Raw genomic sequence first — 26735 nt, 5'->3', positions numbered from 1 at the left:
CCTATTTACCCAAAAAACCGTCGATTGATATTTACCCAAAAGATTTGCCTGCACTACCTCCTGCCGTTTTTTAGTTCTGTCGAACTCACGTTAACTCATGTCTTCGTCCCCTGATGTGCCGATAATCTGGGACTTCCTGCAATTGTTCAATGAGATTCATACCCTTTATCTACCCATTTTTCTCCACCCTCCATAAATCATTATTATTTTTCTCTGCTTGTATGAAACCACCCTGCTCTCCCATCCGTGAGAGGGGAGCTAGACATGCAATTCCCCTTCTCCTTTAGAAGAGTTAGGGGATGAGGGCACGAGGGATTTGCAAAACGCCTGTCCGATATAGTTTTTGGCTTAAGTTGACACCAATGAGCATTGCTGTGCCCCTAATTGATATATGTATTTTTACGTTACGCTTAGTGTTACTTTTGATGAAGAAGCTGCCAGAGCGATCGCTAATGGTAAAATTCGATGTTCCTGAATTTGAATCCTGGCGTGGAGTGTTTCTGCTGTATCATCCGGCAGTACTGGGACTGCGGCTTGCATTAATATTGGGCCGCTATCCATTTCTAAACAAGCTATATGCACTGTACAACCAGTAATTTTTACCCCAGATGCCAAGGCTTGTTCTACAGCATGGATTCCCTTGAAACTAGGTAACAAACTAGGATGGATATTGATAATCCTCTCAGGAAAGGCATCAATGAAAACTGATGTTAATAGTCTCATCCAACCTGCCAAAATCACCCATTCTACATCGTAGTACTGTAATGTCTGCACAATTTTACGATCAAATTCTTCTCGACTTTGATAGTTGCGGTGATTTAATAAGACAGTTTCTACACCTCTATTAGTTGCTCTAACGGCTGCTTTTGCCGAGGGATTATTGTAAATTAAAACTTGAATTTGGGCATTTAGCCGCCCATCTTGGATAGCTTGGGCAACTACATCAAAATTGCTGCCATTCCCAGAAGCCATAATTCCCAGTTTTAAAGGGGCGAATTGTTGGTAATCATCGCTAATGTTGGGAGAAATTAAGCTCAGGGTAGAATCAAGGCGGAGAATCATAACAGCTAAGAGGGTTAATTTATAGATGCCAAAAATATATACTAAGTCGTGGTTGGATAATGATACAGTAGCCGCGTGGATTTTTCTCGCACCAGCATTAATTTTGCTGGGTGTTTTTATCATTTGGCCAATCGTCTATTTGTTCTATCTCAGTTTCACTGCTGGTAGTTTCAGCTTAAAAGGTATTTATTGGATAGGCTTAAAAAACTATTGGCGCTTGCTACTTGACCCCGATTTCTGGCAAGTTCTGGGTAACACCTTTTATTTTACTGTTGCCACCATCATTCCCAGTTTAGTTATCTCCTTAGGATTGGCAGTACTATTAAACCGTTCCATTCCCTTGCGGGGCATCCTGCGGAGTGCCTATTTTCTGCCTTCAATTATCTCACTTGTGGCAGCCGGTCTGGGATTTCGCTGGCTGTTTCAAACATCAGGGCCAGTTAACGGACTTTTAGATTTTTTTGGTATTTCAGAAATCCCCTGGCTAGGAGACACATTTTGGGCAATGCCGGTAATTATTTTAATGAGTATTTGGAAACAACTGGGTTTCAATATGGTAGTTTTTTTAGCAGGGTTGCAAACAATTCCTTCCAGTCGTTATGAAGCAGCAGACTTAGATGGAGCGAATGCTTGGCAACAATTTTGGTATATTACTTTGCCCGGATTGCGCCCAACTGTGATATTTGCAGTCATTACTACCGCAATTTTTACATTGCGGAGTTTTGAGCAGGTTTTTGTGATGACTGGGGGTGGGCCACTGAATTCGACTAATCTGCTGGTTTACTACATTTACCAAGAGGCTTTTGGTCAATTTGATTTTGGTTATGCAGCAGCAGGAGCGACTGTGTTATTAGCAGTGACGCTGGTACTAGTTTATTTGCAACTGCAAACTTGGGGAGAGGAGTAGGGGAGGCAGGGGGGCAGGGGAGCAAGGGAGAATTTTGGAAGTTGCTAAGGCAATTTGCGTTAATAAATCTACCGCTGCCGTTGGTTTCGACTTCGCTCAACCAACTAAGGCATCGAGAGTTGAGCGTATCGCTAAAGCGAAAGCTCCGCTAACACGTAGCGTCTCGCAGAGAAGTCGAAACTCGTCAAGCTGGGTATATTCTTTGTAAGAAATCACCTAAGTTATTGTGCAAATATGCAATGCTAAAAAATGTAGTAGTACATTCAATTAGAAACAGTTAGAGTTTTTATTAAGAGTTTTACTTATTAAAACTCTATCCCTTTATGGGTAAAGTATTCACTTATTCTGAATTCTGACTCCTGTTTTACTTCTTATATAGGCTGCGATATTCCCAAGGATTTATAAATTTAGTATCGCTCCAAACACCGAGCCGTTGTTCCTTCGCCTGAGTTTCGGCTTGCTGAACTAAGTCTTTACTGGGACACTTGTTTAAATAGGGACGATACACTTTTGCTAGACCTTCTTGCAACAATACCTGTTGTACAAAAGTGCCATTTTTTAAACGGACTTCAGCAATTTTACGCCCATAGCGATCGCTATCGGTGATATTCAAAGTCACGCGATCGCCTCCTTGTTGTACCAGTTGTTGCACGCGTTCTTGGGCTTTCACACCCCAAGTAAATTGATTGCGATCGCTAGTGCGTTTACTCTGCTTTTCTTTGTTTGTATGAGCGATTTCTGGTGCATCTACACAAGCAAAGCGGACTGTAAGATTTTTGCCATCGGCATCTTTTACTACTAAAGTATCGCCATCACTGACTCGTTCAACTGGTTCTCCAGAATTACCAATAAAGCGATCGCAGCCCATCAAACCCCAAACTATGATAGTTACACAAAGCCAAAATCGCACTGGTTTAGTTAATTTCTCCATCCAAACTTACCTGCATTACCTCTGTGGAATGATACTAGCAAAATACAAAGATATATTTGTTAATTATTGACATAGTTCCACAGGCAATTCAAAAAGCGATCGCACTTTGATTGCTTCTGTAACAGTAATCATCAAACATCTGCCAGTTGACTGCGGAAGACAGCAAGTATCTATTCTATTATCATATTCCCGGAGCTGCTAAACTAATTATGGAAGACTTAAAACAAGTAATAATTAGATAACTAGCTGTATATCCAGCAAACCTGAGTCAGATGATTCCTACAAAAAAACTATGAAAGCTGAAGCAGAAAACCATTTCAGGCTGACTTGTGAAGTAGAAACTACCCTAAAAGTGATTGGTGGACGCTGGAAAGTTTTGATTATTAGAGAATTAATGATAGGTGTCAAACGCTTTGGTGAGTTGCAACGAGCTTTACCTGGAGTTACGCAAAAGATGCTAACCCAGCAACTCAGAGAAATGGAGGAAGATGGAATTATTCATCGAGAAGTTTATCCCCAAATTCCACCCAAGGTAGAATATTCACTGACACCTTTAGGAGAAACTTTGCAACCAATTCTCTATGCTATGCACGAATGGGCTGTGCAACATTTAGCTCAAACAAATCACCATTAATATTGATTATAGTGAATAAATAATAATTGCTAACTTAACTTTGATATGTAGGATGGCTTATGGCTTTCGTAACTCACCATTTCAGGTTTTCGGTGCGTTACGCTAATGCGGTAATACACCCAACACATCTTCTAATACCAATTCAATTAATGATTGCAACATGTCCGTGGGTAAAGACGCGATTCATCCCGTCTCTACAAATGGTCTATTTGTCGCATTCGTTTTTCAAATTGGTAGAATTATTTGCACTTACTTCAATTAAATAATAATGGCTAATTTTCAATTATAGCGAGCAGATTTATCTATGGAGTCTTAAATTTTGGATTTGAAGTTTATTCATTGCTTTTTAAATATTCAATCGCTGCCTCTAATTTTGAGGGGTAACTTTCCGCAAACCTTTCAAACCAAAGTCCTTCGGATGAAAGTGGATCTATTTTGGCTAACCATTCTTTTGCCTGTACTTTCAAAGCCTCTATTTGTTTGGCTTTGAGTTGTTCTTGTCGAATCCTTTCTTGTTCTAGTTCTTGCTGCCTTTTTAATTCAATAGCAGCATCCTCTTCAGCAAAATCAGCTTGAACTTCTGCCAAAAGCTTATCCATGAAAGATGCCGACTTGGGCGATGGTGGAATAAACGATTTGGCTGTGGCTGATTTTGACTGTTGCTGTTGTGGTTGTACTTCTTTGTATTCAGTTTCGAGTTGGGCTAACAGCTTATCAAGGGAATCCATTTTTGCAATTCCTAATAAATAGTACAGCTAGTCATTAATAGCATTGAGTAGTACTTCCGATAGACTCAAATCTTCCATATCTTCCATAGTAATGGTGTCACAGATATCGAACTTAGCACCAGCACTTTGGAGTTCATCATCTAAGACTTTGAGAAAGCGGGTAGCTTGTTGATCCGTGCCAACTTGAATAAAAGAAATAGCTAATTCTTCATCTCGTTCGATGCGACGAGAAGCTTCAATAATTACCCTCATGACTGCTTTGCGATCGTCCGGCTCACCATCAGTAACTACTAAAATTGTTTCACCATTTGGCTTTGTTTGACCGGCTGCTTTGCGTTGAAGGTAATCATCAGTTGCATGTTTTAACACACTTGCTAAGTCAGTTGTACCTGAGGGATCGTTCTCTCGGAAAATTTGTGATACTTTGCTGGATGTGACATTTTCGTATCGCTTGAATTTGCCAGAAAATACATAGATAGTAATGCCATCTGGGTCAAATTGCTCACACTTACTAGCTAAAGCTAAAGTTGATTCTTGGGCTGCAACCCATCTAGTTCTACCACCCTTTTGATCTTGGGTTGCCATGCTACCGCTTTTGTCAATAATCAAGGTATAATCACGATTTTCTAGCATTATTCAATTCTCCAATTAGGAATTAACAGTTACCGAACTATGGGCGATCGCCAAACATAACAGTAGATTTCAAGTTGGTAAAGTACACAAGCGAAGTCTGTTACCCAAGTATAAAGCGTGTTTTACTTCTAAATTCTGAATTATGAATTCTGCTATATTTAGTCAGTTATGGCGTTCGTCAATACATCTACAAGACTCATTTCTTCTAAGTCGTCTAAAGTGACAGTATCGCAAATATCAAATTTAGCGCCAACACTTTGTAACTGGTCATCCAAGGCTTTGAGAAACTTAGTTGCTTGGGCATCTGAACCTACTTGAATAATCGAAATTGCTAATTCTTCATCACGCTCCATTTGGCGAGTAGCATGAATGATGACTTCAAACACAGCCTTGCGATCGTCTGGTTCACCATCGGTGATAACTAAAATTGTCTCTCCGTTTGGCTTGGTTTTACCGGCTGCTTTACGTTGAAAGTAGTTATTGAGGGCATCCTGAAGCACACCTGCTAAGTTTGTTGTGCCAGAAGGGTCATTTTCGAGAAATATCTGGGCGACTTTGGCTGAGGTGACATCATCGTAGCGTTTAAATCTCCCAGAAAACACGTAAACGGTGATGCCATCGGGGTCAAACTGTTCGGCCTTTCTGGCCAAAGCCAGAGTAGACTCTTGAGCGATTTCCCATCTACTTCTACCACCCACTTGGTCGGGTGTGGACATACTACCGCTTTTGTCAATGATTAATGTATAGTCGCGATCGCTCATCATAATCTTCCTTTGATTGTTACCCTGTGGTTCTAGTCTAATCCACGAATTTAACGATACCGTAAGTACTTTAAGGTTTCGTATCAATTATGCTACTCAAAAAAGCCGCATCACAGTTGATGAATGCGTTGGCAACGATCGCTACTGTGATTTCTTTGGTCATATTCGAGAACAATTAATTGGCAAGTCAGACTATGATTTTTTTTGCAAGCAGAAGCTGATGTGTTCTGGGAAAAAGAAAGCACGTAAATTTGTGATTAAGATTTCCTCGCTCCAGAATACATCAACATAATTTGTAATTATTTCGTCAGCTAAATACCTCCACTTCTTCAGGAACCTTCATCTGGTCGAGAATCCCCCAAATTTCCTGTAACATCGGCTCTAACCCAGTGCGAGTAACCGCTGAAATCATAAAAACCGGGGCGTAGGAGAGATGATTAAGTTGGGTGGCTAACGCTTCCAAATCGACGGTTTCCCGATCGACTGCATCAATTTTATTCAGCGCCAAAATTTGCGGACGTTCTGCTAAACCCCGTCCATAAGCTTGTAATTCTTCCTTAATTGTGTTGTAGTCTCTAACCACATCATCACTAGTGGCATCAATCAAGTGAAGTAGCACCCGCGTGCGCTCGATGTGGCGCAAGAAATCATGTCCCAGCCCTGCCCCATGAGCTGCTCCCTCAATGAGTCCAGGAATGTCGGCGAAAACAGTACCATCGCCAGTAGGTTTCCGCACTACACCCAAATTTGGAATCAGGGTAGTAAAAGGGTAGTCTGCGATTTTCGGACGTGCAGCGGATAAAGATGAAATTAAAGTGGATTTACCAGCATTTGGTAAGCCAATAATCCCGACTTCTGCCAAAAGTTTTAACTCTAGGCGCAGCTGCTTTATTTCCCCTGGTAATCCTGGGAGAGCATATTCTGGGGCGCGGTTACGGTTGCTCAAGAAATGCTGATTTCCCAGTCCGCCTTTACCACCTTGGGCAATCAGCAAAGTCTGCTTAGGCTCAGTTAAATCTCCCAGGAGTTCGCCAGTTTCAGCATCATAAATGGTTGTACCGCAGGGAACTTCGATAATTAGATCCTTTCCTCCTGCTCCGGTGCAGTTATTTGGCCCACCACGAGTCCCTTTTTCGGCCTGAAAGCGATGGTTGTATCTGAAGTCCAACAAAGTTTGTAAGTTTTCATCGGCAACGAAAAATATCGAACCACCTCTTCCCCCATTACCACCGGAGGGGCCACCAGTCGGCACGTACTTCTCTCGCCGGAAGGCGACAATACCATCGCCGCCCTTACCAGCTTCAACTTCAATTTTTGCTTGATCGATAAATTGCATCTTTCTAAAGTCCTGTTAGCGGATAGCCAGGGTTTAACCCGTGCTGAATTATGAGTTGCGAGTTATAGGGGAGTTATAAATTATAAGTTTTAAAATCTTATTCCTCACTATTTACTTGTAACTCACACTCCCTCCTCCCCTGCACCTTTTGCTCAAGATATGGCAATATTATAAAGTTGTAGCTAACCGCCTACGTAGAGGTTTAAAGTGGATACCATTGCAATTCCTGCTCTAAATCGGCCAGTGGATGCCACAGTAGAAATTCCCGGTTCTAAAAGTCTTACCAATCGGGCGTTGCTTGTCGCTGCTTTGGCGCAAGGTGACTCCATTTTAGAAAATGCCTTATTTAGTGAAGACAGCGAGTATTTTGCCAAATGCGTAGAGCAATTGGGCATTCCCATTACTTTGAATCCTCAGTTGGCACAAATTCAAGTGGCGGGAAGGGGAGGCGAGATTCCAGCTAAACAGGCAGATTTATTTGTGGGTTTGGCAGGTACAGCAGCACGGTTTATTTCGGCGCTGGTGGCACTGGGGAACGGTGAATATCGCCTAGATGGCGTTCCCCGGATGCGAGAACGACCGATGGGCGATTTGTTGACGGTACTACAAACGGGTGGAGCAACCATTCACTTTGAGGGAAACTCCGGGTTTATGCCGTACACCGTTTATAGTCGGCAATTCGCTGGCGGAAATTTTCGGGTGAAAGCGAACCAAACAAGTCAGCAACTTTCGGCATTGCTGATGATTGCGCCTTACGCTCAACAAGACACAATTGTTGAGGTTGAAGGTACGCTAGTTTCTCAGTCTTACGTCAAAATGACCTGTCGTTTAATGGCAGATTTTGGCGTGGAGGTGATTCAAATCGGCGATAATCAATTTCAGATTAAAGCAGGTCAACGTTACCAAGCTCGACATTACACAGTAGAACCCGATGCATCAAATGCTTCTTACTTTTTTGCCGCCGCCGCCGTCACGGGTGGACGGGTGCGGGTAAAACATTTGACTAAACAATCCTGTCAGGGTGATATTCTCTGGCTGGATGTTTTAGAACAGATGGGTTGCCAAATTAAGGATTCGAATGAATATACCGAAGTGACGGGGCCGAAGCAATTACAAGGTATCGATATTGATATGAATGATATATCGGATCTAGTGCAAACATTAGGAGCGATCGCACCCTTTGCCAGTTCACCAATTACCATTCGTAACGTGGAACATATTCGATATAAGGAAACTGACCGAATTAAAGCTGTTGTTACAGAGTTACGTCGGCTAGGAGTTGAAGTTGAAGAATTTGCAGATAGACTGAAAATTCAACCTGGTCCAATTACCCCGGCGGCAATTGAAACCTATCACGATCATCGAATGGCGATGGCTTTTGCTGTCACTGGCTTGAAGGTTCCAGGGATTGTAATTAAAGATCCTGGTTGTACAGCGAAAACCTTTCCAGATTACTTTACCCGATTCTTCCAAATGTTAGAGCAATAACAGCTATTTTCGCTCAACTTACTTTTTTAATGCCAGAGTTAAGCCATCTGCGATCGCTACTATACTAAGACTAACTCGCTGGTCTTGATGCAGTTTTTGATTAAAGGCACGAATTCTTTTAGTTCTATTATCTTGCACTTGGGGGTCGGCAACCCTGCCTGACCAGAGAACATTATCGATCGCAATCAATCCCCCCGGACGCACTAATTGCAGCGATCGCTCATAATAAGCATCATAGTTGCTCTTATCTGCATCGATGAAGGCAAAATCAAAAGTTTCTCCTTCTCCTGTTGCCAGTAACCGATCCAAAGTCTGCAAAGCTGGGGCAATATGCAGTTGAATTTTATCTGCCACTCCTGCTTGTTGCCAATAACGTTTAGCGATCGTTGTAAATTCTTCACTAATATCACAGGCTACCACCTTACCGTCCCTCGGTAACGCCAATGCCACCACCAGGGAACTATAACCTGTAAATACCCCAATTTCTAAAGTTTTCTTAGCTCCCAGCAACTGCACTAGTAACGCGAGAAACTGCCCCTGTTCGGGAGCAATCTGCATTCTCCCAATTGGATACTGGGCTGTTTCCTGTCTCAGTTGGGTTAAAATTTCTGGTTCTCGGAGAGAGACTGACAGTAAATAGTCGTAGAGGTTTTGTTCGAGTCCTAATGTTTTAGTTGTCATGGGCATTGGGCATGGAGAATAGCGAATGAGTCTTTTTTACTCGTGGACGAGTCTTTGATACTCATGGATGAGTCTTTTTTACTCGTGGATGAGTCTTTTTTACTCGCGGACGAGTCTTTTATACTCGTGAATGAGTCTTTTATACTCGCGGACGAGTCTTTTATACTCGCGGACGAGTCTTTGATACTCGCGGACGAGTCTTTTATACTCGTGAATGAGTCTTTGATACTCGCGGACGAGTCTTTGATACTCGTGAATGAGTCTTTTTTACTCGCGGACGAGTCTTTGATATTCGTAAATGATTTTTTTAAAGCCAAAATTATATTTAAATGCAACTCAGTATGATGAGCAAAGCGATGTCTACGACGGGCTGCGCCTACGCTCGGGATATTTTAAATCATGCCAAACCTTAAAGAAGATGATAACGCTCTGCGTGAGCTGTTAATCCAAGCAAAAACCATAGCTGTTGTGGGTCACTCTGATAAACGCGAACGCACCAGTTATCAAATCGCCCAATTCTTGCGACAGAAAGGCTATACAGTCTATGCCGTCAACCCGCTAATTAAAGAAATTGACGGTCAACCCAGTTATCCTGCACTCCAGGAATTACCCAAACCCGTGGATATTGTTAACGTATTTCGTCGTTCTGAGTACTTACCAGAAATTGTAGATGAAGCAATTTCTATCAATGCGAAAACTGTATGGACACAACTGGGTATCTGGCATCAACCATCAGCACAAAAAGCTATAGATGCAGGACTCAATGTGGTTATGGATGCTTGTATCAAAATTGAATATCTGCGGCTGAGAGTAGGTTTAACAGGAAATGTCTAGTATTTTATGTGTACAGATAACTATAACAATCATGTAGATTGTAATTATTATGCAAAAAGCGTAGTTTACCGCCGTAGGCATCGCACAAACATTTTATGTGTAGAGATATTGCATACCAAGTCTTTGTTTGAGTTACTTGCTTAAACCCTTCTAGAATAAAAACTATTGTGGGTATTTTATTACTAAAGTTGTTTTTATTGTGGGAGGTTATGATGAGCCGTCCAATAATTCTTGGTATTGTCGGCGACAGCGCGGCTGGTAAAACAACACTAACGCGAGGAATCGCTCAGGTACTCGGCCCAGAAAATGTCACGCTCATTTGTACAGATGATTATCACCGTTACGATCGCCTACAACGTGCAGAGATTGGTATCACTGCCCTTCACCCCGATTGCAATCATTTAGATATTATGCAGCAACATCTGTCGCTGCTACGCACGGGACAGCCAATTCTTAAGCCAGTTTACAGCCATAAAACCGGCACATTCGAGCCACCACAGTATATCAAGCCTAATAAATTCGTCATTATTGAAGGATTACTCGGTTATTCTACCCGTGCCGCTCGTGATTCTTACGATGTTAAAGTTTACCTTGCACCCCCAGAAGAACTACGCGCTAAGTGGAAAGTTAAACGAGACACCCAAAAGCGCGGCTATACAGCTGAACAGGTATTAGCGGAATTAGAAAAGCGCGAACCAGATTCAGCAGAGTTTATCCGTCCGCAGCGGCAATGGTCTGATATAGTCATTAGTTTTTACCCACCCACCGAGGAAGATGATGAAACCAATGGACATCTGAATGTCCGTCTGGTATTACGTCCGACAATTCCCCATCCAGATTTTACCCAGATTGTCAACTCTGGCTATGGTAATTCTGACTCAGCGATCCGTCTAGGGTTAGACAGGGATATGAGTAAGCCTGTAGATGTCTTAGAAGTTGATGGTCATGCCACCTTAGACCAAGTAAATAAGTTAGAGCATATTATTTGTTCTGATATGCCCCATTTACGAAGTATTTGCGATCGCGAAAGTAATCCAGAACTGGGTAAAATTGCTGGTACAACTGGAGAAACACTGCAAAGTTATCCTCTGGCTTTGACTCAGTTGATTATTACCTACCACATGTTGAAAGCAACGCAAATTTATCAGTAATTAGCAAAAATGAAAGAGTTTAAATAGTTTGCGATCGCGTATAGTATTGGACTGTTGAATTATGCGAACGCACTATTAGTCTGTCAAGTTTAAATTAATGGGTAAGCAAGTTCGTAGTAAGGACTTTAGTCCTTATTTTCTTAGCACTTTAGTGCTTACTACAAACCCTCAAAACTATCTCGACAAAGTAATATAATTATGATTTTAAACTCAGATGCTCATGATTCCAACTTGACGGGGGCTTGCAGCAACTCAATATCTTTAATTTGAAGAATACCACTACTCTCAAATTGCACACCAATTTGAATTGTGGCAGCATTCGCTTCTTTTTTAAAATAGGCACACACTTTGTAAGGCTTAAAATTTTCCGTTTGTGAAACTCCCCTACCCCATGAAGTTGTTCTCATTTCGCCCGATTCTTTTGGTCTACCTACACCCAAACTTACTGCAATTGATTCTTCTGTGTTCAGCGCTTTCGCATTAAATTGACAAGCAAGAACACACTCTTGGGCATCGGGTTCTGCAACTTCAAACAAGATGACTTTTCGCAAAGGATCTGTACTATTAGTTAGAAAGCGCTGAGTATTATCGTCATAAGCTTCAATTTGCCAACTCTCTCCGACAATTGCAATGCATCCCTTTGTCACCGTGGAATCGGCAGGTGTGAATCGACGAATCAGCACAAATGGCTCTGCGGGTTCGGGAATAGCGAGGGGTTTTTCCAGTTCCTTAAGGGCTTCCTGAGCTTTAGAGAGAATAAAATTTGTCAGATTGTTGAATAGCTCGTCAAACATAGCGTAGCTTACTAATTACTCAAATTTCAGGTATTGCTCATGATTGTTACTTTACAGGCGCTTGCAACAATTCAATATCTCTAATTTGAAGAATGCCACTACTCTCAAATTGCACACTGATTTGAACTGTGGCAGCATCTGCTTCTTTTTTAAAATGGGCACGCGCTTCATAAGACTGAAAATCTTCCGTTAGTAAAACTTCTGTAGCCCATGAAGTTGTGACACTTCCGCCCCATTGTCCCGTTCTCCGCCAACCTAAACTAACTTTAATTGGTTTTTCTGTGTTTAGTGCTTTCGCATTAAATTGACAAGCAAAAACACACTCTTGGACATCGGGTTCTGAAACTTCAAACAAGATGACATTTCGCAAAGGATCTGTACTATTAGTTAGAAAACGCTGAGTATTATCGTCATAAGCTTCAATTTGCCAACTTTCTCCGACAATTGCAATACCTCCCTTTGTCACAGTGGAATCGGCAGGTGTGAATTGACGAATCAGCATAAATGGCTCTGCGGGTTCGGGAACGCCGAAGCGTTTTTGCAGATCGTTACCGACTTCTTGAATTTTAGAGTCAATAAAACCTTTCAGATTGTTGAATAAATCATCGAACATAGCGATCGCCTATGACAAGGTACATAATTGCACTTATTAAACTTGGTAACAAGCATATTTTCACTGAAAGTCTACTGTCGTTTATTGGTTGATTGTGGAAGTACGATAGCCTATGGCGGGCGGGTACGCCATCGCACCTTTGAAAACTGGTAACAAGTTTTATTAATTTACGAATTGAATTCAGTATCTTGCCAAGAAAAAATTCCAGGATAGTGCGATCGCCTTTTTTTGTTCTTTGCCTTCTGTTTATTGATAAAATGTTTATGACATTAATCTCTTATTGATGGTCGTATACCTATGGGGAAACAAGCTACGTGTAGCGTTTAATATAGAGCATCATTACGAATTAGTTAAAGGTAATTTTACGACCCAAAACTTACCATAAACTATCTAACTTAGTACTTACTAAATCTTAGAAAGAATCGCTTGGGCAGCAGCTTCATCGGTAATCAGTCCTGTAATTAACTTGCCATGCAGAGCAGCCAAAATCGCCTCAGCCTTTCTCACGCTGCCCGCCACACCAATAATTAGTCGATGAGCTGGTTGTTCGAGAGCTACACTGGCAACTCGACTGTTTGTCCCCTGTTGCAGCAATACTCCACTATCGCTGTAAGCCCAACCTGCAATTTCTCCAACTGCTCCCAGTTCAATTAATTCAGCCACCTCATCGTCATTGATGAAGCCGTCTTGATGTAACGGAGCATTCCAGGCAATGTGACTAATTCCGACAAAGGTTACTTTGGCTTGCTCTGCAAGAGTTTTGACGGCGAGAAACGATCGCTGAGTTTGCAAAAGTTCTCGTTCTTCAATGCTAGTCGCCACAACCGGAGTCGGCACTGGGTAAGCTTGGGAACCGACGCGATCGGATAAATGCATAACCACTTCGTGACGACCTGCACGCCCAGAATGAGACATATTCCCAATAATTGAAACAATCTTATGCTGGGGTTGGTTCATTGAGGGGATCTGCTCTACCATTGTTCGCAATGTGCGACCTGATGACAAAGCTAGTATGGTCGGGGTTTTAGCCATCAGGTAAGCCTCTAAGTGGGTGGCAGCACATACACCAATACCGTATAATGTATCACCACTACCTGCGTCAGTTGGTACTACTTCACAAAGTGACAGAGCAAAGCGATCGCGTAACGACTCAGCCAAAACAATGCATTCACTCAGGGGATGATCGAGTCGAAATTTAATCAATTTTTCACTAACTGCCAGTGCCACTAAGCGTTGTGCAGCTTGCCGGGACACATTGAGTTTGGCGGCAATTTCTTCTTGCGTATTGCCGGCGATGTAATAGAGCCAAGCAGCATGAGCAGCCAAGTCTAATTTGCGCCCCCGAAGGGGCAAGCCAGCTTTGCTGGCATCGCGCCGCTCTAAAAAAGGTTGTCCCATATACTACCTGCAAAAACTATGTATCTATCAAAAGCATGATTGTATTTTTCGAGTATATGCCCAAAGATATAATCTTTGCTCAATCATTTTTAAAATTCTATTCTCCTCCAGTCACCTCCAAGTTAAACCCAGTAATGTAGCTTGCTTCTTCACTCATCAAAAACGCCACTCCATTTGCCACTTCTTCCAGGCTTCCTAAACGTCGCATTGGCACTGAATCGATCATCTGTTGCTCAACCACCTTGGGATCGGCATCAAAGTATTGCGATCCCACTGCTGCTTGTAATTCTGTTTGCCGCGTCCACATAAAACCAGGGCCAATCAACGCAGGGGAGAGTGCATTCACCCGAATGCCGTAGGGAGCTAAGTCTTTCGCTGCCGTTTGAGTAATTCCAATGACAGCAAACTTAGAAGCGGCATAAGCCAACATATTCGGCGGCCCAACTACCCCTGCATAACTCGCCATATTGACGATCGCACCTCCACCTGCATCGCGTAGTTGCTGTGCAGCCGCCTTGAGAATATGAAAAACGCCGACAACGTTAATGTTAATTACCTTTTGAAAGTCGTCTTCAGGATATTCGTCAGTCTTAGCAAACACTCCTTGATAACCTGCATTATTAAATACATAGTCGATCCGCCCAAACTGCTTTACAGCATTAGTAAAAGCTTTGACAACATCATCACTAGCTGTAACATCACAGCGAAACGTGCCAACTGGAACGTTGTAACTTTTTAGTTCCCCAGCCACATCTGCCATCTTCGGTTCATTCAAATCTAGCAGGGCTATTCCTGCACCATTGGCAGCAAAACGGTGTGCAGTTGCCTTGCCAATATCTCCTGCACCACCCGTAATTAGGATCGTCTTACCTGCAAACTGATAAGTTGCTTTTGCCGTCATAGATTCAACCTCTTATTGAAGAATTGTTGCAAATGACCGTGATGGAAATCAGATTGGTATGATTTCTATTATTGAGCTTTTGCCCAAAATTAGAGCATAAAATCAAAAATTTATTTCGTTCGGTTTTTTAATTTAAAGGAGTTATGCGATGCGTATTCGCCGCTTCGCTAAAGTACTAGCTGCATTTCTCGCTGGAGTGATGCTGGCGCAATTAGTATATGCTTGCTCACCACGCTCCCAAGCCGCAGAGAAAACTAAACTAACGATCGCCACTGTTAATAATGGCGACATGGTGGTGATGCAAGGGCTTTCTCGCAAATTTGAAGAAGCTAATCCTGATATTCAACTCCGGTGGGTTGTGCTGGAAGAAAATGTGTTACGCCAACGCACAACTACAGATGTTGCAAGCCAAGGTGGGCAGTTTGATGTCATGACCATTGGTTCCTATGAAACACCAATCTGGGCTAGACGGGATTGGTTAAGACCCTTGGATTTAGGCGCAAACTATGACGTAAATGACCTGCTCAAACCCATACGAGAAGGACTTTCCAATAACGGCAAACTCTATGCCGTGCCATTCTATGGGGAAAGTTCCATGCTGTACTACCGCAAAGATTTGTTTGAAAAAGCCGGGATTGCGGTTCCTCAACAGCCAACTTATCCCCAAATGAGAGAATGGGCAAGCAAAATCCACGATCCAGCGCATGGGGTTTATGGAGTTTGTCTGCGCGGAAAACCCGGTTGGGGTGAAAACGTCGCATTTGTTTCCACATTGGTTAATACCTATGGTGGACAGTGGTTTGATATGAAGTGGCAACCAACGATCAATACTCTAGCTTGGAAAGAGGCGATCGCCTTTTATGTCGATCTGCTTAACAAATATGGGCCGCCAGGAGCCAGTTCTAATGGATTTAATGAGAATCTGGCGTTATTCTCAACGGGTAAATGCGGTATGTGGGTAGATGCAACCGTTGCCGCAGGATTGTTATCCAATCCCAAAGAATCCCAAGTTTATAACAAAGTTGGCTTCGCTCGTGCGCCAATTGAAAAATATCCCAACGGTTCAAACTGGCTTTGGGCTTGGGCGTTAGCGGTGCCAAAAACCTCAAAATCACCCGAAGCCGCGCAAAAATTCGTTGCTTGGGCAACATCAAAGGAATACATTCAACTGGTTGCTAAGGAAAATGGCTGGGTTGCTGTACCACCAGGAACTCGGACTTCTACTTATGAAAATCCCAACTATCAAAAAGCTGCACCCTTTGCAGAAATAGTGCTGGCAGCAATCCAATCTGCCGATGTTACCCGTCCATCTGCACAACCAACTCCTTATAAGGGAGTTCAATATGTGGATATTCCAGAATTTCAGGCGATTGGTTCTTCAGTTGGGCAAACCTTGGCAGCGGCGTTGACCAATCGGACTTCAGTAGATCAAGCGTTGCAGCGATCGCAGAAATCGACTGAACGTTTCATGAAACACACGGGTTATATCGAATGAAAAGAGGGGTTAGCGATAAAATCTGTACTTTTCTCTCTGTGTCTCTGTGGTGAAAAAATAATTAATTTAACCGCAGAGGCGCAGAGAACACAGAGTCAAGATAAATTCGGAGCCAATCTCACCCACAAAACTTTCACAATCTAAAATCCAAAATCCAAAATCTAAAATTCTATTAGATTATGTCTTCTTCATTAGCGGTAAAACCTCAACACGAAACGCCACCACCCACCAAGCAACGGACTACGCGGCAAGTGTCAACCTTACCTCTGGTTGCGCCTTCGGTCGTTGTCCTACTGCTGTGGATGATTGTGCCTCTGGTGATGACTATATGGTTTTCCTTTCAGCGTTATAACTTGCTGAATCCAGATGCACGCAAATTCATTGGGATTGAAAATTTCACTTTCATCCTCAGTGATTCAGCTTTATGGACATCGATCGCTATCACAATAGTTTTAGTTGTTTCCGTTTTAGTAATCACAATTGGTCTAGGGACACTCCTAGCAATTCTCTTTGACCAAGACTTTTATGGTCGTGGAGTGGCGCGGGTACTAGCAATCTCCCCATTTTTTGTTATGCCCACAGTTAGCGCCCTGATCTGGAAAAATATGCTGATGCATCCAGTGAATGGACTGTTTGCTCAAATTACTAGAGGTTTGGGTTTAAGGGCGATCGATTGGTTTGCTAGCGTTCCCTTGCTTGCCATCATTATTATTGTTTCCTGGGAATGGCTGCCTTTTGCTTTGTTGATTTTGTTGACAGCTATTCAGTCACTCGATCGCGACCAGTTAGAAGCTGCGCGGATGGATGGCGCAAATGCGATCGCTCTATTTCGTTTCGTCATGCTACCGCATTTAAGCCGCGCCATTTCTGTGGTTGCCATGATTGAGACAATTTTCTTCCTGACCATCTTTGCCGAAATCTTTGTTACCACAGGCGGCGGGCCGGGACTTGCAACCACTAATCTAGCTTATTACATCTTCTTAAAAGCCTTGCTGGAATTCGATGTCGGCGGTGCTTCAGCCGGTGGATTAATTGCCGTAATCCTTGCCAACATCGTGGCAATCTTTTTGATGCGTAGTGTTGCTCGTAATTTGGATACTTAACATGGCACGTAAAACCTCGAAGATTTGGCTATGGACATTGCTCGGCTGGCTTGCTGCCTGCATATTGTTTTTTCCAATTTTCTGGATGTTTCTCACCAGTTTCAAAACTGAAGTAGCAGCAGTATCTACTCCTCCGCAGTTGTTTTTCCGCCCGACATTGGAGAATTATATTGCCATCCAAGACCGGGCAAATTATTTCAATTATGCGTTTAATAGCGTAGCGATTTCCCTTGGATCGACTATAGTTGCGCTGCTGCTTGCCGTACCTGCCGCCTACGCAATGGCATTTTTCCCAACCAAACGCACCAAGGGCACTTTACTCTGGATGCTGTCCACCAAAATGCTGCCACCCGTTGGTGTGCTAGTGCCAATCTACATTTTGTGTCGCAACGCCGGATTGCTGGATACTCACATCGGTTTGATTATTATTTATACTCTGATTAATTTGCCAATCGTCGTCTGGATGATTTACAGCTTCTTCAAAGAAGTTCCCAAAGAAATTCTCGAAGCCGATCGCATGGATGGAGCAACCACACAGCAAGAACTTGTGCATGTGTTGTTGCCATTGGCAGTACCCGGAATTGCATCCACTGCCTTGCTTTCGATTATTTTGTCATGGAACGAAGCATTTTGGAGCTTGAACTTGACAACGGCAGATGCCGCCCCACTTACAGCCTTTATTGCTTCTTTTTCCAGCCCTCAAGGATTATTCTGGGCAAAACTTTCGGCAGCATCAACACTAGCGATCGCACCCATCCTCATCTTCGGTTGGCTGAGTCAACGGCAATTAGTCCGAGGTCTGACTTTTGGTGCGGTGAAGTAGGAGGCAGGAGGCAGGAGGTATTAAAACAAACTCTTGTGTTCCTCGTTGCACCTCTACGTCTGTGCGTGAGAAAAACTTAAACCCGTTAATGGAAACATTTTATGTCAACAGTTGCTTTAAGAAATATCCATAAAACCTACGCCGACACAGAGATCATCAAAGGTATCGATCTCGACGTGGGCGATCGCGAATTTGTTGTCTTCGTCGGCCCCTCCGGCTGTGGAAAATCAACCTTACTCCGCATGATTGCTGGACTAGAAGAAATTTCCTCCGGCGATTTACTCATTGATGGACAAAAAGTCAATGATGTGCCACCCGATAAACGTGGTTTAGCAATGGTGTTTCAAACTTATGCCTTATATCCCCACATGACAGTGGCAGAAAATATGGCCTTTAGCCTCCGACTTGCGGGTATGCAGAAAGCCCAGCGTTATGAAAGGGCGCGTGAAGTAGCTCGTATCCTGCAACTGGAGCCACTCTTGAACCGGAAGCCCAAAGAACTATCGGGAGGACAACGGCAACGCGTGGCGATCGGTCGTGCTTTGGTGCGTAATCCCAAAGTATTTTTGTTTGATGAGCCACTGTCCAACCTGGATGCTTCTTTGCGGGTGCAGATGCGGATTGAGCTTGCCAGTTTACACGATAGCTTACAAGCCACGATGATTTATGTTACCCACGATCAAGTTGAGGCAATGACCCTTGCCGACAAGATTGTGGTGTTGCAGGGCGGCATCATCGAACAAATGGGTTCTCCCCTGGAACTGTACCATCATCCCCGCAATCTATTCGTTGCCGGATTTATTGGTTCACCGAAAATGAACTTTATTTCGGTGACAGTTTCAGCCGTCAATGACTCTGGGGCAACAGTCAGACTCCCTGGCGACGCAACCGTAACGATTCCGGTGAAACCCAAAACCCTCTCAGTTGGGGATAGAGCAACATTAGGGATTCGTCCCGAACATCTGCGGCTCGATCAAAACAACACAAGCGTGAATGGTGAAGTATTAGTCGTAGAACGATTAGGCGGAGAAACCTTTCTCTACATCAAAATTGCGGGTGGCGAAACCATAGTTGTGCAAACAGACGGAGATAATCCAGCCAACATGCACGATTATGTTCCGATTTACATTAATGGTGAGCTTTGCCATTTGTTCGATCGCGACGGTGAAGCCATCCCTAAAGTTCATCGTCACCACCTAACCCAGAATGAATCCCATGAACAGCAATATCAGCACAGACTCAGCAATCAAGCTGAATGAAGCTTCTCTGTCTCATTTAGGAAATAACGTTCGCGTACCCAATTACGATCGCCATCAAATTACTAACGGTATTGTCCATATCAGTGTGGGTGGGTTCCATCGCGCACATCAGGCTTTATACCTGGATAATTACTTTCATCAAAATCCCGGTAGTGAATGGGGAATTTGCGGGGTTGGGCTACTAGAATTTGATAAACGAATGCGGGATGCACTGAAGTATCAAGATTGTTTATATACTTTAGTTGAAAGATCCCCAGCAGGCGATCGCGCTCGTGTAATTGGTGCAATTACAGAATATCTGTTTGCCCCAGATAACCGCCAAGCTGTGATTGACACCTTAGCAGATCCCAAATGCCGCATCGTCACCCTCACTATTACCGAAGGTGGCTACTACTATATTGAAGGTAGCGGTGAATTCGATACCAATCACCCGACAATCCAGTACGATTTGCAGCATCCCGACGAGCCAATTGGAGTATATGGCTTTTTGACAGCAGCCCTTAATCGCCGCCGTCAACAAGGAATAGCACCGTTCACCGTGTTATCATGCGACAATCTGCAAGGCAACGGTAACATTGCCCGCAAAATGTTAACCGCATTTGCCCAAATGCAGAACCCAGAATTGGGACATTGGGTTGCCGAACAGGTAGCTTTTCCTAACTGCATGGTCGATCGCATTACCCCCGCCACAACCCCAGCAGATATCAAAATGGTGGCGGGACAGTTTAACATTGATGATGCCTTTCCAGTTGTTGCCGAACCGTTTCTTCAGTGGGTAGTCGAAGACAATTTCAGCGCAGGTAGACCGGATTGGGAATCCGTTGGCGTTCAGATGACTAGCGATGTTCATCCCTACGAGATGATGAAAATCCGGTTGCTCAACGCCAGTCACTTGTTGATTGGCTATCTTGGCTCCTTGGCAGGTTATACATACGTTCATGAAGTCATGGCAGATCCATTAATTCGCCAAGCTGTTGATAATTTGATGGCAGAAGTTACACCCACACTCCAACCTGTACCGGGGATTGATTTAGATAATTACAAAAAGACATTAATTGAACGCTTTGCCAATCCCAAGATTCGAGATCAACTCCCGCGTCTTTGCTTGAATAGCTCCGCCAAAATGCCAAAATTTGTTTTAGGCTCAGTCCGTGACGCGCTGCATCAAGGAGGGGCGATTGATTACATGAGCCTAACGGTTGCTGCTTGGTTCCGTTACCTCAATGGAAACGATGACCAAGGTAACACCATTCCCATTGATGACCCAATAGCAGGTACTCTGACTCAACTAGCTCATTCCAGTGGCAGCGATGCCAAACCATTGCTTAATTTAACTGAGATTTTTGGCGATTTGTCCCAGTCACCGCTTTTTGTTGATGCAGTTACGAACCATTTACACCGATTGTATGAGTTTGGAGCTAAAGAAACACTAGCCCGATTTTAAGAAAAAACCGATTTTCGATTATAAGTCTATACGCTTGGGATAAGCTTTTTTCTCCTCCCCTGCAACGCCAGCATCTCCTGCTCCCCCTGCCTCAACGGATAAATTTCTTAACTGAACCGTATTGGATTATAAGTGGAGTCCATACCGAAATGCGAATTGAACCATACGAAGATAGTCACCTTGATGCCATCAAGAGCCTTTCAATTCGGGCATGGACTCCGGTTTTTGATTCGCTTGAGAAAGTGATGGATCTTGACGTGTACCGTTCATTCTATCCCGATTGGCGTGTAAGCCAAATTCATGCTGTCGAAGGAGTCTGTACTGCTGCGGACACAAAGGTGTGGGTTGCCATCGACTCCGGTTCAATCCTGGGCTTTGTAGCCGTGAAACTCCACTCCGAGAGCAGCATGGGAGAAATCTATATGGTTGCCGTCGATCCAGACTATCAACGTCAAGGTATTGGCACCGCTTTGATGGAATTCGCTCTTGATTGGATGCAAGTTGCTGGGATGTCCGTTGCTATGGTTGAAACCGGAGGCGATCCAGGTCATGCACCGGCACGTTGTACCTATGAAAAGCTAGGTTTTAGGCTGTTCCCAGTCGCCAGGTACTTTAAGAAGTTGGGCTAGTATTTCGCCAAGTTTCCTTGGCGGGGTAAAGGGGCAAGGGAAAAGGGAAAAAGTGTTATTCCTTTACCCTTTAACCTTTACCCTTTTCCCAGCCCTCACCTAACAATTTTGGTTTGGCAGACTACTAGTTCACGATAAAGGATTTGGAGGGGCAATTGAGCGACATCGTAGTTGGCTTAGACTTGGGTACAGGAGGAGTAAGAGCGATCGCAGTTAATCTGCAAGGGCAAATTATCGCTCAGTCAACCAGAAGCTATCCCCTGTTAACTCCACAACCCGGTTGGACGGAACAGAACTCATCAGATTGGGTGGAAGCAAGTTTTGATGCTCTCTTCGATGTTACTCAACAGCTAAACGGACATCGACCAATTGCCCTCGGTTTATCTGGACAAATGCATGGTATGGTTCCTCTCGACGCGGATGGCAAAGCGATTAGACCGGCAATTTTATGGAACGATCAGCGCACAAGTAAAGCTGTTGTTGAGATTGAAGCCGCTATTCCTCGTCAGGAGTTGATCCAGCGCACTGGAAATCCGGCAATTACAGGCTTTCAACTGCCGAAGCTTCTATGGTTGCGGACTGAAGAACCACAAGCATACACTCGGTTATGGCAGATTCTTTTACCAAAAGATTATCTGGGATATGTGCTAACGGGCGAAGCAGTAACGGAACCATCTGATGCCTCTGGTGTCGGCTGTCTGAATCTGGCGAATCGGCAATGGGATACAGATATTCTCCATACTCTCGATATCAGCCCCGCGTTATTCCCTCCGGTAATCGAATCTACTGCGATCGCTGGACGGTTAAAATCAGAAATAGCCGCCCGCGTAGGATTACCTGTAGGATTACCTGTGGTCGCAGGTGGAGGTGATAATGCCGCAGCAGCTATCGGTTTAGGCATCTCATCAAGCAACCTGAGCCGGGGTAGTTTGAGCATTGGCACATCGGGAGTGATATTTGCACCGTGCGATCGCCCAATTCCCGATCCCGAAGGTCGGGTACATTTATTCTGTCATGTGGATGGTGGCTATCATCTGCTAGGAGTGACGTTAGCAGCAGGTGGTTCTTTGCGTTGGTATCGAGATACATTTGCCCCGCAGATATCCTACACCGATTTGATGGATATGGCAGAGCGATCGCAGCCTGGGGCACGTGGTGTTCTATTTCTACCCCACCTTTCAGGAGAACGCAGTCCCCACCTCGATCCAGATACTCGTGGTGCTTTCGTGAATTTGTCATTAGCTCATACACAAGCAGATATAACTCGCGCTGTCCTGGAAGGGGTTGCATTTAGCTTGCGGTCAGCATTGGAGGTAATTAGTGCGATCGCTCCCCTCGATCAACTCTTAGCAACAGGTGGAGGCGCACGTTCTCACATCTGGTTACAAATTTTGGCAGATGTTTTGCAAACCAAACTCATTGCTCCCAAAGCTGAAGAAGGAGCTGCTTATGGAGCAGCTATTTTGGCAATGGTGGGGATTGGTGTTTACGCGAATTTAGAAGCTGCACTCAAGATTTTATCGCAGGATACTAATGTAGTACAACCGCAGCCAAATCCTTTGTATAAAGCAGGATTTAACCGCTACAAGCTACTTTACGATACATTGAAAGCTGTTCGTTGAGAATTCAGTTACCCTGAATTACTGAAGATTTACAGAAAAAATAATCTACATTATGTCACTCAGTCGTAGCGACCTCGAAGCCGGAAACATACAGACGAGACTATTAGAAGCATCACACTCTGGAATCAAGCTAACTACCCTCAGCGAAGATGAGTTACAGCGATCGCTTGATACAACACTACAACAGCAGCCACCAAATTCTGATATCTGGATATTTGCCTACGGTTCGCTGATTTGGAATCCCCTGATCGCATACGTCGAGCGCCGTGCTGGGATCGTTTATGGTTGGCATCGGCGCTTCTGCACATGGATGATCCTCGGTCGTGGTACTCCAAATAATCCTGGATTACTCTTAGGACTCGATCGGGGTGGTAGCTGTCGTGGGGTTATTTATCGCATTGCGGCTGCTGATGTCCCATCTGAATTACTGCTGATTTGGCGACGGGAGATGTTGGGTGGTGTCTATATTGCTCGTTGGGTGAAGGTATTTGACGGTACGCAGGAATTCCCAGCGATCGCTTTTGTTGCTAATCGCCAACATCCCAGGTACGCTCATCAAATACCATTAACAACTACTGTTAATAGCATTGCCACCGCATCGGGAAAATTGGGTTCCTGCGCTGATTATCTGATGAAAACAGTGGAGGGATTGATGGCAGAAGGCATTAAAGATAGACAATTACTTTTATTACATAAACAAGTGTTGGCAAAACAACAAGCGCTTTTAGTTAGTGGCGATCGCTCTACTTTACCGCCTATTTCCGGGCAACAGCCATGATGTGAGCGCTCGTCCCCAGTATAGAAGGTTCGGTTTCTAACCAACGAATTGCTTCTAAAAGGCGATCGCGGCGACCTACATCATTCCAGTGTTCCTGAAAGTTTTGTAATAACCAGCCTGGCCCTTCAATCGCTAAAATCTTGTCAGAATGTAAACCCGCTTCTTCAACCTCTGCTCTGAGTTCTTCTGGATGATGAAAGAAGGTTTTTGTAAAGTAACGAGGATGGTTGTTTGGGTTGCGGTGTTGACCATCAATCAAATCCTGTTTAACAATCTCTACAAACTCTGGATCGTCTAAATGTCCGCCAAATAATCCATCTAAGGTTGAAGCAAAACGAGAAACTCCCGCAGCGAAAACAAAACCTCCAGTTTTTAAGATCCGATGAGCTTCACGCAAAGCAATAATCCGATCTGTGCGCTCAGTCAGATGATACAAAGGCCCAAGTAACAGAACAGCATCAACGCTATTATCCGCCCGATTGAGTTGCCGAGCATCTCCAACTGCCAAACTAGCTAAAGGATATTCCGGTTGAGCTTGAGACAAATGTCGGGCTTGCTCTATGTGCAAAGGAACCGCATCAATGAGGTGGACTTCATAGCCTTGTTGAGCAAGCCAAAAAGAATAAACGCCAGCGCCACCGCCAACATCGAAAATCACTGCGGGAGGAGGCGGTAGGTAGCGGCTAATAAGTTCTTGGCTTCGGGCTAATTCCAGCAAACCTGCACCTTTTGATAACCGGTCTTGCTCCCGACCACTCGCGTAATGGATTAACGCTTCATCTCCAAGTAGATTGTTTAATTCAGATAAATCTGACATCGTGAATCTCAACTTCAATCAAATCATTATCTTTAAGGTTATATAGCTCCCGAAGTTTCACATCGCAAGCTATCTCAATAATTGTTTTTGGATGATCTCCACTTTCGGTATTATTTTTGTCTGTTCTTAAGATAAAAGCATCTCTGCCAAATATCTTACAGGGAACAATGCTCACAGAAACAGTCCCTCCATATTCTTCCTTTTCCAGACGCATAATATTTTTCGGGAGATGGTAAGGTCGATCTAACTGAATATTTAAAGTTCCAGGGAAGAATTTCATTCCGGTTTTTGTCAAGTAATATTCTTGGAGTTTCTCAATCCAATAAGAAAAGTTTCCTAAACCACTGACAACCTTACCTTTTAAGATTCTCATATATCTTTATGTATATAAATAAGCTAGTATTTATATCGGTTGAACTTAAAGAATAATTCAAAATTCAGAAACAATAATTTGTCTCCAATTCTTTCCCCTTTCTCCCGTTCGGCTACGCTACTTCGACTACGCTCAGTACAAGTCACGGCAAGCCTGCTCCCTTGTTGCTTATTTGTATCAACCTTAAAGCGGAGTGGTACTGATACCGCGCACAAAAATATCTACACAGGTTTCGATATAGTCCTCACAGCTATAGTTGCTGGAATTGAATTTTGCACTGCGGCATAGCATTCCAGCCAATAGCATTCCTGTAAACATATCGACAGCCGGAAATGGATCGAGGTCTGCTCTGACAGTGCCTCGTTTCTGACTCGATTGCAGGTAAGCTACCAGTTTTTCCCCTAAGGGCTTGGCAGCTTCTTGAATAACTTGTTTAGCTGCCTCTGGATGACGTTTGGCTTCTCCAATGAAGGTACGAATTAAGTCCTCCTGTGTCTCTAGCATAGTATTGTAAAGATGGGCATACTGTTTTAAATCAATTTTGAGATCCTGTGTCCACGCTTCGGGGTGTGCAAGGGCTTCTGTCTGGAGTGCCAAGGCATTTTTCATTACTTCTCCCAGAAGTTGTTCTTTGCTAGCAAAGTGGCGAAATAAAGTCACCTCATTCACACCAGCAACACGAGCTATTTCACGGGTAGTTGCTCCTTGAACACCTAAATTAGCAAATACCTGCAAGGCGGCTTCTATCAAACGTGTACGGGTGAGAGTTGATGAACGGATAGTTTTATGCATTTATGCTGGCAAGTACTTACTTTCATCATAGATTATGTAGAAAAAGTGGTCGTAATTTAGGGAAAATAGTATTGATGCCAACATTTTTAAAATTATTGAAAATATTTACCTTTTCAAATTGATTTCGATGCAATAATAGCTAATGTTTTACTCATTTTAGTAACTGGAACAAATATCCCACTTCTTAAATAATGAGGTGCTTTTTGGATGGCCGTAAATCCCAGTCGTAAATAAAACCCTTCAGCATAAAGGCTAGCAGTTGTAGTTACCTTATCTATGCCTTGCTCAGTTGCTTCATCGCAAAAATGTTGAACTAAAGCACGGCCAACCCCTTTACCTTGATATTTAGGATGGACATACAGCCCGATGAGTTCATCAACAATGAAACTAGCAAAACCGATAACAACATCTCCCTCGATCGCAACCCAGAAAGATTCGGTTTTCATACTCTTCAAGATATTTGAACCATCAGGTTTATCGCGGGAATTGCGCCAAGCTAAAAGTTCTTTTTGGGTGTAGAAAGTTGCAGGTAGAGCTTTGATAGCAGCAATATGAATTGCACTCAGCACCCACGCATCTGTTTCTTGGGCAGGTCGAAGAGATATTTCGTTAGCGCTCATAGGTTCAGGGCTGGCATTCAGATTACAAGAGTAGGCAGGGGGCAAGGGGCAGTGTTTCGACTACGCTCAACAACCAGGCAGGGGGCACGAGGAAAGCAGTATGAATGAAAACTTTAGTTCTGGGTCAT

General features: G+C 43.7%; 28 protein-coding genes. 13 read left to right on the top strand and 15 right to left on the bottom strand.

The features are described 5' to 3' along the window. Positions 1-399: 399 nt before the first annotated feature. Entirely contained in the window at positions 400-1062 is a 663-nt protein-coding gene (purN, locus tag V7K53_RS31225; protein ID WP_335201350.1) for a phosphoribosylglycinamide formyltransferase, read from the bottom strand. Positions 1063-1087: 25 nt separating this feature from the next. On the opposite strand from purN, the gene V7K53_RS31220 reads away from it, so the two are divergent. After that, a complete protein-coding gene (locus V7K53_RS31220) occupies positions 1088-1969 on the top strand; it encodes a carbohydrate ABC transporter permease (protein WP_335201348.1) in 882 nt (293 codons plus the stop codon). 364 nt (positions 1970-2333) lie between these two features. Here V7K53_RS31220 and V7K53_RS31215 read toward each other — a convergent pair whose 3' ends face one another. After that, complete coding sequence (locus V7K53_RS31215; protein WP_335201347.1) at positions 2334-2900, bottom strand: thermonuclease family protein; 567 nt, start codon at positions 2898-2900, stop codon at positions 2334-2336. A gap of 292 nt (positions 2901-3192) precedes the next feature. Between V7K53_RS31215 and V7K53_RS31210 the strand changes: the two genes are divergently transcribed. Continuing rightward, entirely contained in the window at positions 3193-3534 is a 342-nt protein-coding gene (locus tag V7K53_RS31210; RefSeq protein WP_334720091.1) for a winged helix-turn-helix transcriptional regulator, read from the top strand. A 332-nt stretch (positions 3535-3866) separates the two neighbouring features. Here the strand turns inward: V7K53_RS31210 and V7K53_RS31205 are convergent, their stop codons facing one another. From V7K53_RS31205 to obgE, 4 genes are all read right to left on the bottom strand, one after another. Further along, the gene (locus V7K53_RS31205; RefSeq protein WP_335201346.1) at positions 3867-4262 is read right to left on the bottom strand and encodes a salt stress protein, Slr1339 family; all 396 of its coding nucleotides are present in this window, start codon (positions 4260-4262) and stop codon (positions 3867-3869) included. Between the two features lie 27 nt (positions 4263-4289). Beyond that, entirely contained in the window at positions 4290-4895 is a 606-nt protein-coding gene (locus tag V7K53_RS31200; protein ID WP_334897052.1) for a vWA domain-containing protein, read from the bottom strand. 158 nt (positions 4896-5053) lie between these two features. Then, positions 5054-5659, bottom strand: coding sequence for a vWA domain-containing protein (locus V7K53_RS31195; RefSeq protein WP_334881517.1), 606 nt, complete (start codon positions 5657-5659; stop codon positions 5054-5056). Between the two features lie 304 nt (positions 5660-5963). After that, positions 5964-6992, bottom strand: a complete 1029-nt coding sequence (gene obgE / locus V7K53_RS31190; RefSeq protein WP_335201345.1) for a GTPase ObgE — start codon at positions 6990-6992, stop codon at positions 5964-5966. 207 nt (positions 6993-7199) lie between these two features. Here obgE and aroA point away from each other — a divergent pair, with 207 nt between their 5' ends. Continuing rightward, entirely contained in the window at positions 7200-8480 is a 1281-nt protein-coding gene (gene aroA / locus V7K53_RS31185; protein WP_335201344.1) for a 3-phosphoshikimate 1-carboxyvinyltransferase, read from the top strand. Positions 8481-8498: 18 nt separating this feature from the next. Here aroA and V7K53_RS31180 read toward each other — a convergent pair whose 3' ends face one another. Continuing rightward, on the bottom strand, positions 8499-9161 hold the full coding sequence (locus tag V7K53_RS31180) for a class I SAM-dependent methyltransferase (RefSeq protein WP_335201343.1): 663 nt from the start codon (positions 9159-9161) through the stop codon (positions 8499-8501). Between the two features lie 399 nt (positions 9162-9560). Here V7K53_RS31180 and V7K53_RS31175 point away from each other — a divergent pair, with 399 nt between their 5' ends. Together V7K53_RS31175 and V7K53_RS31170 are read left to right on the top strand one after the other, a co-directional pair. Next, positions 9561-9995 carry a CoA-binding protein gene (locus tag V7K53_RS31175; protein ID WP_335201342.1) on the top strand — a complete coding sequence of 145 codons (435 nt, stop codon included), beginning with the start codon at positions 9561-9563 and terminating at the stop codon, positions 9993-9995. Between the two features lie 212 nt (positions 9996-10207). Next, positions 10208-11146 (top strand): phosphoribulokinase, encoded by a 939-nt coding sequence (locus tag V7K53_RS31170; RefSeq protein ID WP_335201355.1) that lies wholly within the window; start codon positions 10208-10210, stop codon positions 11144-11146. A gap of 218 nt (positions 11147-11364) precedes the next feature. Here V7K53_RS31170 and V7K53_RS31165 read toward each other — a convergent pair whose 3' ends face one another. The 4 genes from V7K53_RS31165 to V7K53_RS31150 all read right to left on the bottom strand — a co-directional run bounded on the left by V7K53_RS31165 (position 11365) and on the right by V7K53_RS31150 (position 14852). Further along, positions 11365-11940: a hypothetical protein gene (locus V7K53_RS31165; protein WP_335201341.1), complete on the bottom strand. Its 576-nt coding sequence runs from the start codon at positions 11938-11940 to the stop codon at positions 11365-11367. A gap of 46 nt (positions 11941-11986) precedes the next feature. Beyond that, the gene (locus tag V7K53_RS31160) at positions 11987-12553 is read right to left on the bottom strand and encodes a hypothetical protein (protein ID WP_335201339.1); all 567 of its coding nucleotides are present in this window, start codon (positions 12551-12553) and stop codon (positions 11987-11989) included. A 405-nt stretch (positions 12554-12958) separates the two neighbouring features. Further along, on the bottom strand, positions 12959-13951 hold the full coding sequence (locus tag V7K53_RS31155) for a sugar-binding transcriptional regulator (RefSeq protein ID WP_335201338.1): 993 nt from the start codon (positions 13949-13951) through the stop codon (positions 12959-12961). A gap of 97 nt (positions 13952-14048) precedes the next feature. Next, entirely contained in the window at positions 14049-14852 is an 804-nt protein-coding gene (locus V7K53_RS31150) for an SDR family NAD(P)-dependent oxidoreductase (protein WP_335201336.1), read from the bottom strand. A 148-nt stretch (positions 14853-15000) separates the two neighbouring features. Between V7K53_RS31150 and V7K53_RS31145 the strand changes: the two genes are divergently transcribed. The 8 genes from V7K53_RS31145 (at position 15001) to V7K53_RS31110 (ending at position 24005) form a co-directional block, all read left to right on the top strand. After that, complete coding sequence (locus V7K53_RS31145; protein ID WP_335201335.1) at positions 15001-16347, top strand: ABC transporter substrate-binding protein; 1347 nt, start codon at positions 15001-15003, stop codon at positions 16345-16347. A gap of 179 nt (positions 16348-16526) precedes the next feature. Then, entirely contained in the window at positions 16527-17450 is a 924-nt protein-coding gene (locus tag V7K53_RS31140; RefSeq protein WP_335201334.1) for a carbohydrate ABC transporter permease, read from the top strand. A 1-nt stretch (position 17451) separates the two neighbouring features. Then, positions 17452-18273, top strand: coding sequence for a carbohydrate ABC transporter permease (locus tag V7K53_RS31135; RefSeq protein ID WP_322645705.1), 822 nt, complete (start codon positions 17452-17454; stop codon positions 18271-18273). A 101-nt stretch (positions 18274-18374) separates the two neighbouring features. Then, positions 18375-19532, top strand: coding sequence for an ABC transporter ATP-binding protein (locus tag V7K53_RS31130; RefSeq protein ID WP_335201333.1), 1158 nt, complete (start codon positions 18375-18377; stop codon positions 19530-19532). Next, on the top strand, positions 19489-20976 hold the full coding sequence (locus tag V7K53_RS31125) for a mannitol dehydrogenase family protein (protein ID WP_335201331.1): 1488 nt from the start codon (positions 19489-19491) through the stop codon (positions 20974-20976). The genes V7K53_RS31130 and V7K53_RS31125 overlap by 44 nt, the downstream gene beginning before the upstream one ends. A 245-nt stretch (positions 20977-21221) precedes the next feature. Next, on the top strand, positions 21222-21605 hold the full coding sequence (locus V7K53_RS31120) for a GNAT family N-acetyltransferase (RefSeq protein WP_335201330.1): 384 nt from the start codon (positions 21222-21224) through the stop codon (positions 21603-21605). 155 nt (positions 21606-21760) lie between these two features. After that, the gene (xylB, locus tag V7K53_RS31115; protein WP_335201329.1) at positions 21761-23227 is read left to right on the top strand and encodes a xylulokinase; all 1467 of its coding nucleotides are present in this window, start codon (positions 21761-21763) and stop codon (positions 23225-23227) included. 52 nt (positions 23228-23279) lie between these two features. Next, positions 23280-24005 carry a gamma-glutamylcyclotransferase gene (locus V7K53_RS31110; protein WP_335201328.1) on the top strand — a complete coding sequence of 242 codons (726 nt, stop codon included), beginning with the start codon at positions 23280-23282 and terminating at the stop codon, positions 24003-24005. Here the strand turns inward: V7K53_RS31110 and V7K53_RS31105 are convergent. The 4 genes from V7K53_RS31105 to V7K53_RS31090 form a co-directional block, all read right to left on the bottom strand. After that, positions 23983-24822 (bottom strand): class I SAM-dependent methyltransferase, encoded by an 840-nt coding sequence (locus V7K53_RS31105; RefSeq protein ID WP_335201327.1) that lies wholly within the window; start codon positions 24820-24822, stop codon positions 23983-23985. The two genes, V7K53_RS31110 and V7K53_RS31105, sit on opposite strands and share 23 nt — an antisense overlap. Then, a complete protein-coding gene (locus tag V7K53_RS31100; protein WP_335185387.1) occupies positions 24806-25195 on the bottom strand; it encodes a DUF120 domain-containing protein in 390 nt (129 codons plus the stop codon). The genes V7K53_RS31105 and V7K53_RS31100 overlap by 17 nt, the downstream gene beginning before the upstream one ends. A gap of 183 nt (positions 25196-25378) precedes the next feature. Further along, on the bottom strand, positions 25379-25987 hold the full coding sequence (locus V7K53_RS31095; RefSeq protein WP_335185385.1) for a TetR/AcrR family transcriptional regulator: 609 nt from the start codon (positions 25985-25987) through the stop codon (positions 25379-25381). A gap of 113 nt (positions 25988-26100) precedes the next feature. After that, positions 26101-26607 carry a GNAT family N-acetyltransferase gene (locus V7K53_RS31090; RefSeq protein ID WP_335201325.1) on the bottom strand — a complete coding sequence of 169 codons (507 nt, stop codon included), beginning with the start codon at positions 26605-26607 and terminating at the stop codon, positions 26101-26103. Positions 26608-26735 lie beyond the last annotated feature (128 nt).

Source organism: Nostoc sp., assembly GCF_036917355.1.
Lineage (GTDB): Bacteria > Cyanobacteriota > Cyanobacteriia > Cyanobacteriales > Nostocaceae > Nostoc.
This window is presented reverse-complemented; position numbering and strand designations above follow the sequence as displayed.

Excerpts from the sequence above, each read along its gene's own strand:
- V7K53_RS31215 (WP_335201347.1), bottom strand. The coding sequence starts at position 2,900 with ATGGAGAAATTAACTAAACCAGTGCGATTTTGGCTTTGTGTAACTATC.
- V7K53_RS31210 (WP_334720091.1), top strand. The coding sequence starts at position 3,193 with ATGAAAGCTGAAGCAGAAAACCATTTCAGGCTGACTTGTGAAGTAGAA.
- V7K53_RS31095 (WP_335185385.1), bottom strand. The coding sequence starts at position 25,987 with ATGCATAAAACTATCCGTTCATCAACTCTCACCCGTACACGTTTGATA.
- V7K53_RS31150 (WP_335201336.1), bottom strand. The coding sequence starts at position 14,852 with ATGACGGCAAAAGCAACTTATCAGTTTGCAGGTAAGACGATCCTAATT.
- purN (WP_335201350.1), bottom strand. The coding sequence starts at position 1,062 with ATGATTCTCCGCCTTGATTCTACCCTGAGCTTAATTTCTCCCAACATT.
- V7K53_RS31155 (WP_335201338.1), bottom strand. The coding sequence starts at position 13,951 with ATGGGACAACCTTTTTTAGAGCGGCGCGATGCCAGCAAAGCTGGCTTG.
- V7K53_RS31160 (WP_335201339.1), bottom strand. The coding sequence starts at position 12,553 with ATGTTCGATGATTTATTCAACAATCTGAAAGGTTTTATTGACTCTAAA.
- V7K53_RS31100 (WP_335185387.1), bottom strand. The coding sequence starts at position 25,195 with ATGAGAATCTTAAAAGGTAAGGTTGTCAGTGGTTTAGGAAACTTTTCT.
- V7K53_RS31200 (WP_334897052.1), bottom strand. The coding sequence starts at position 4,895 with ATGCTAGAAAATCGTGATTATACCTTGATTATTGACAAAAGCGGTAGC.
- V7K53_RS31130 (WP_335201333.1), top strand. The coding sequence starts at position 18,375 with ATGTCAACAGTTGCTTTAAGAAATATCCATAAAACCTACGCCGACACA.
- V7K53_RS31135 (WP_322645705.1), top strand. The coding sequence starts at position 17,452 with ATGGCACGTAAAACCTCGAAGATTTGGCTATGGACATTGCTCGGCTGG.
- V7K53_RS31205 (WP_335201346.1), bottom strand. The coding sequence starts at position 4,262 with ATGGATTCCCTTGATAAGCTGTTAGCCCAACTCGAAACTGAATACAAA.
- V7K53_RS31175 (WP_335201342.1), top strand. The coding sequence starts at position 9,561 with ATGCCAAACCTTAAAGAAGATGATAACGCTCTGCGTGAGCTGTTAATC.
- V7K53_RS31125 (WP_335201331.1), top strand. The coding sequence starts at position 19,489 with ATGAACAGCAATATCAGCACAGACTCAGCAATCAAGCTGAATGAAGCT.
- V7K53_RS31090 (WP_335201325.1), bottom strand. The coding sequence starts at position 26,607 with ATGAGCGCTAACGAAATATCTCTTCGACCTGCCCAAGAAACAGATGCG.
- V7K53_RS31170 (WP_335201355.1), top strand. The coding sequence starts at position 10,208 with ATGAGCCGTCCAATAATTCTTGGTATTGTCGGCGACAGCGCGGCTGGT.
- V7K53_RS31105 (WP_335201327.1), bottom strand. The coding sequence starts at position 24,822 with ATGTCAGATTTATCTGAATTAAACAATCTACTTGGAGATGAAGCGTTA.
- V7K53_RS31180 (WP_335201343.1), bottom strand. The coding sequence starts at position 9,161 with ATGACAACTAAAACATTAGGACTCGAACAAAACCTCTACGACTATTTA.
- V7K53_RS31140 (WP_335201334.1), top strand. The coding sequence starts at position 16,527 with ATGTCTTCTTCATTAGCGGTAAAACCTCAACACGAAACGCCACCACCC.
- V7K53_RS31220 (WP_335201348.1), top strand. The coding sequence starts at position 1,088 with ATGCCAAAAATATATACTAAGTCGTGGTTGGATAATGATACAGTAGCC.
- V7K53_RS31165 (WP_335201341.1), bottom strand. The coding sequence starts at position 11,940 with ATGTTTGACGAGCTATTCAACAATCTGACAAATTTTATTCTCTCTAAA.
- obgE (WP_335201345.1), bottom strand. The coding sequence starts at position 6,992 with ATGCAATTTATCGATCAAGCAAAAATTGAAGTTGAAGCTGGTAAGGGC.
- V7K53_RS31110 (WP_335201328.1), top strand. The coding sequence starts at position 23,280 with ATGTCACTCAGTCGTAGCGACCTCGAAGCCGGAAACATACAGACGAGA.
- V7K53_RS31145 (WP_335201335.1), top strand. The coding sequence starts at position 15,001 with ATGCGTATTCGCCGCTTCGCTAAAGTACTAGCTGCATTTCTCGCTGGA.
- V7K53_RS31120 (WP_335201330.1), top strand. The coding sequence starts at position 21,222 with ATGGATCTTGACGTGTACCGTTCATTCTATCCCGATTGGCGTGTAAGC.
- V7K53_RS31195 (WP_334881517.1), bottom strand. The coding sequence starts at position 5,659 with ATGATGAGCGATCGCGACTATACATTAATCATTGACAAAAGCGGTAGT.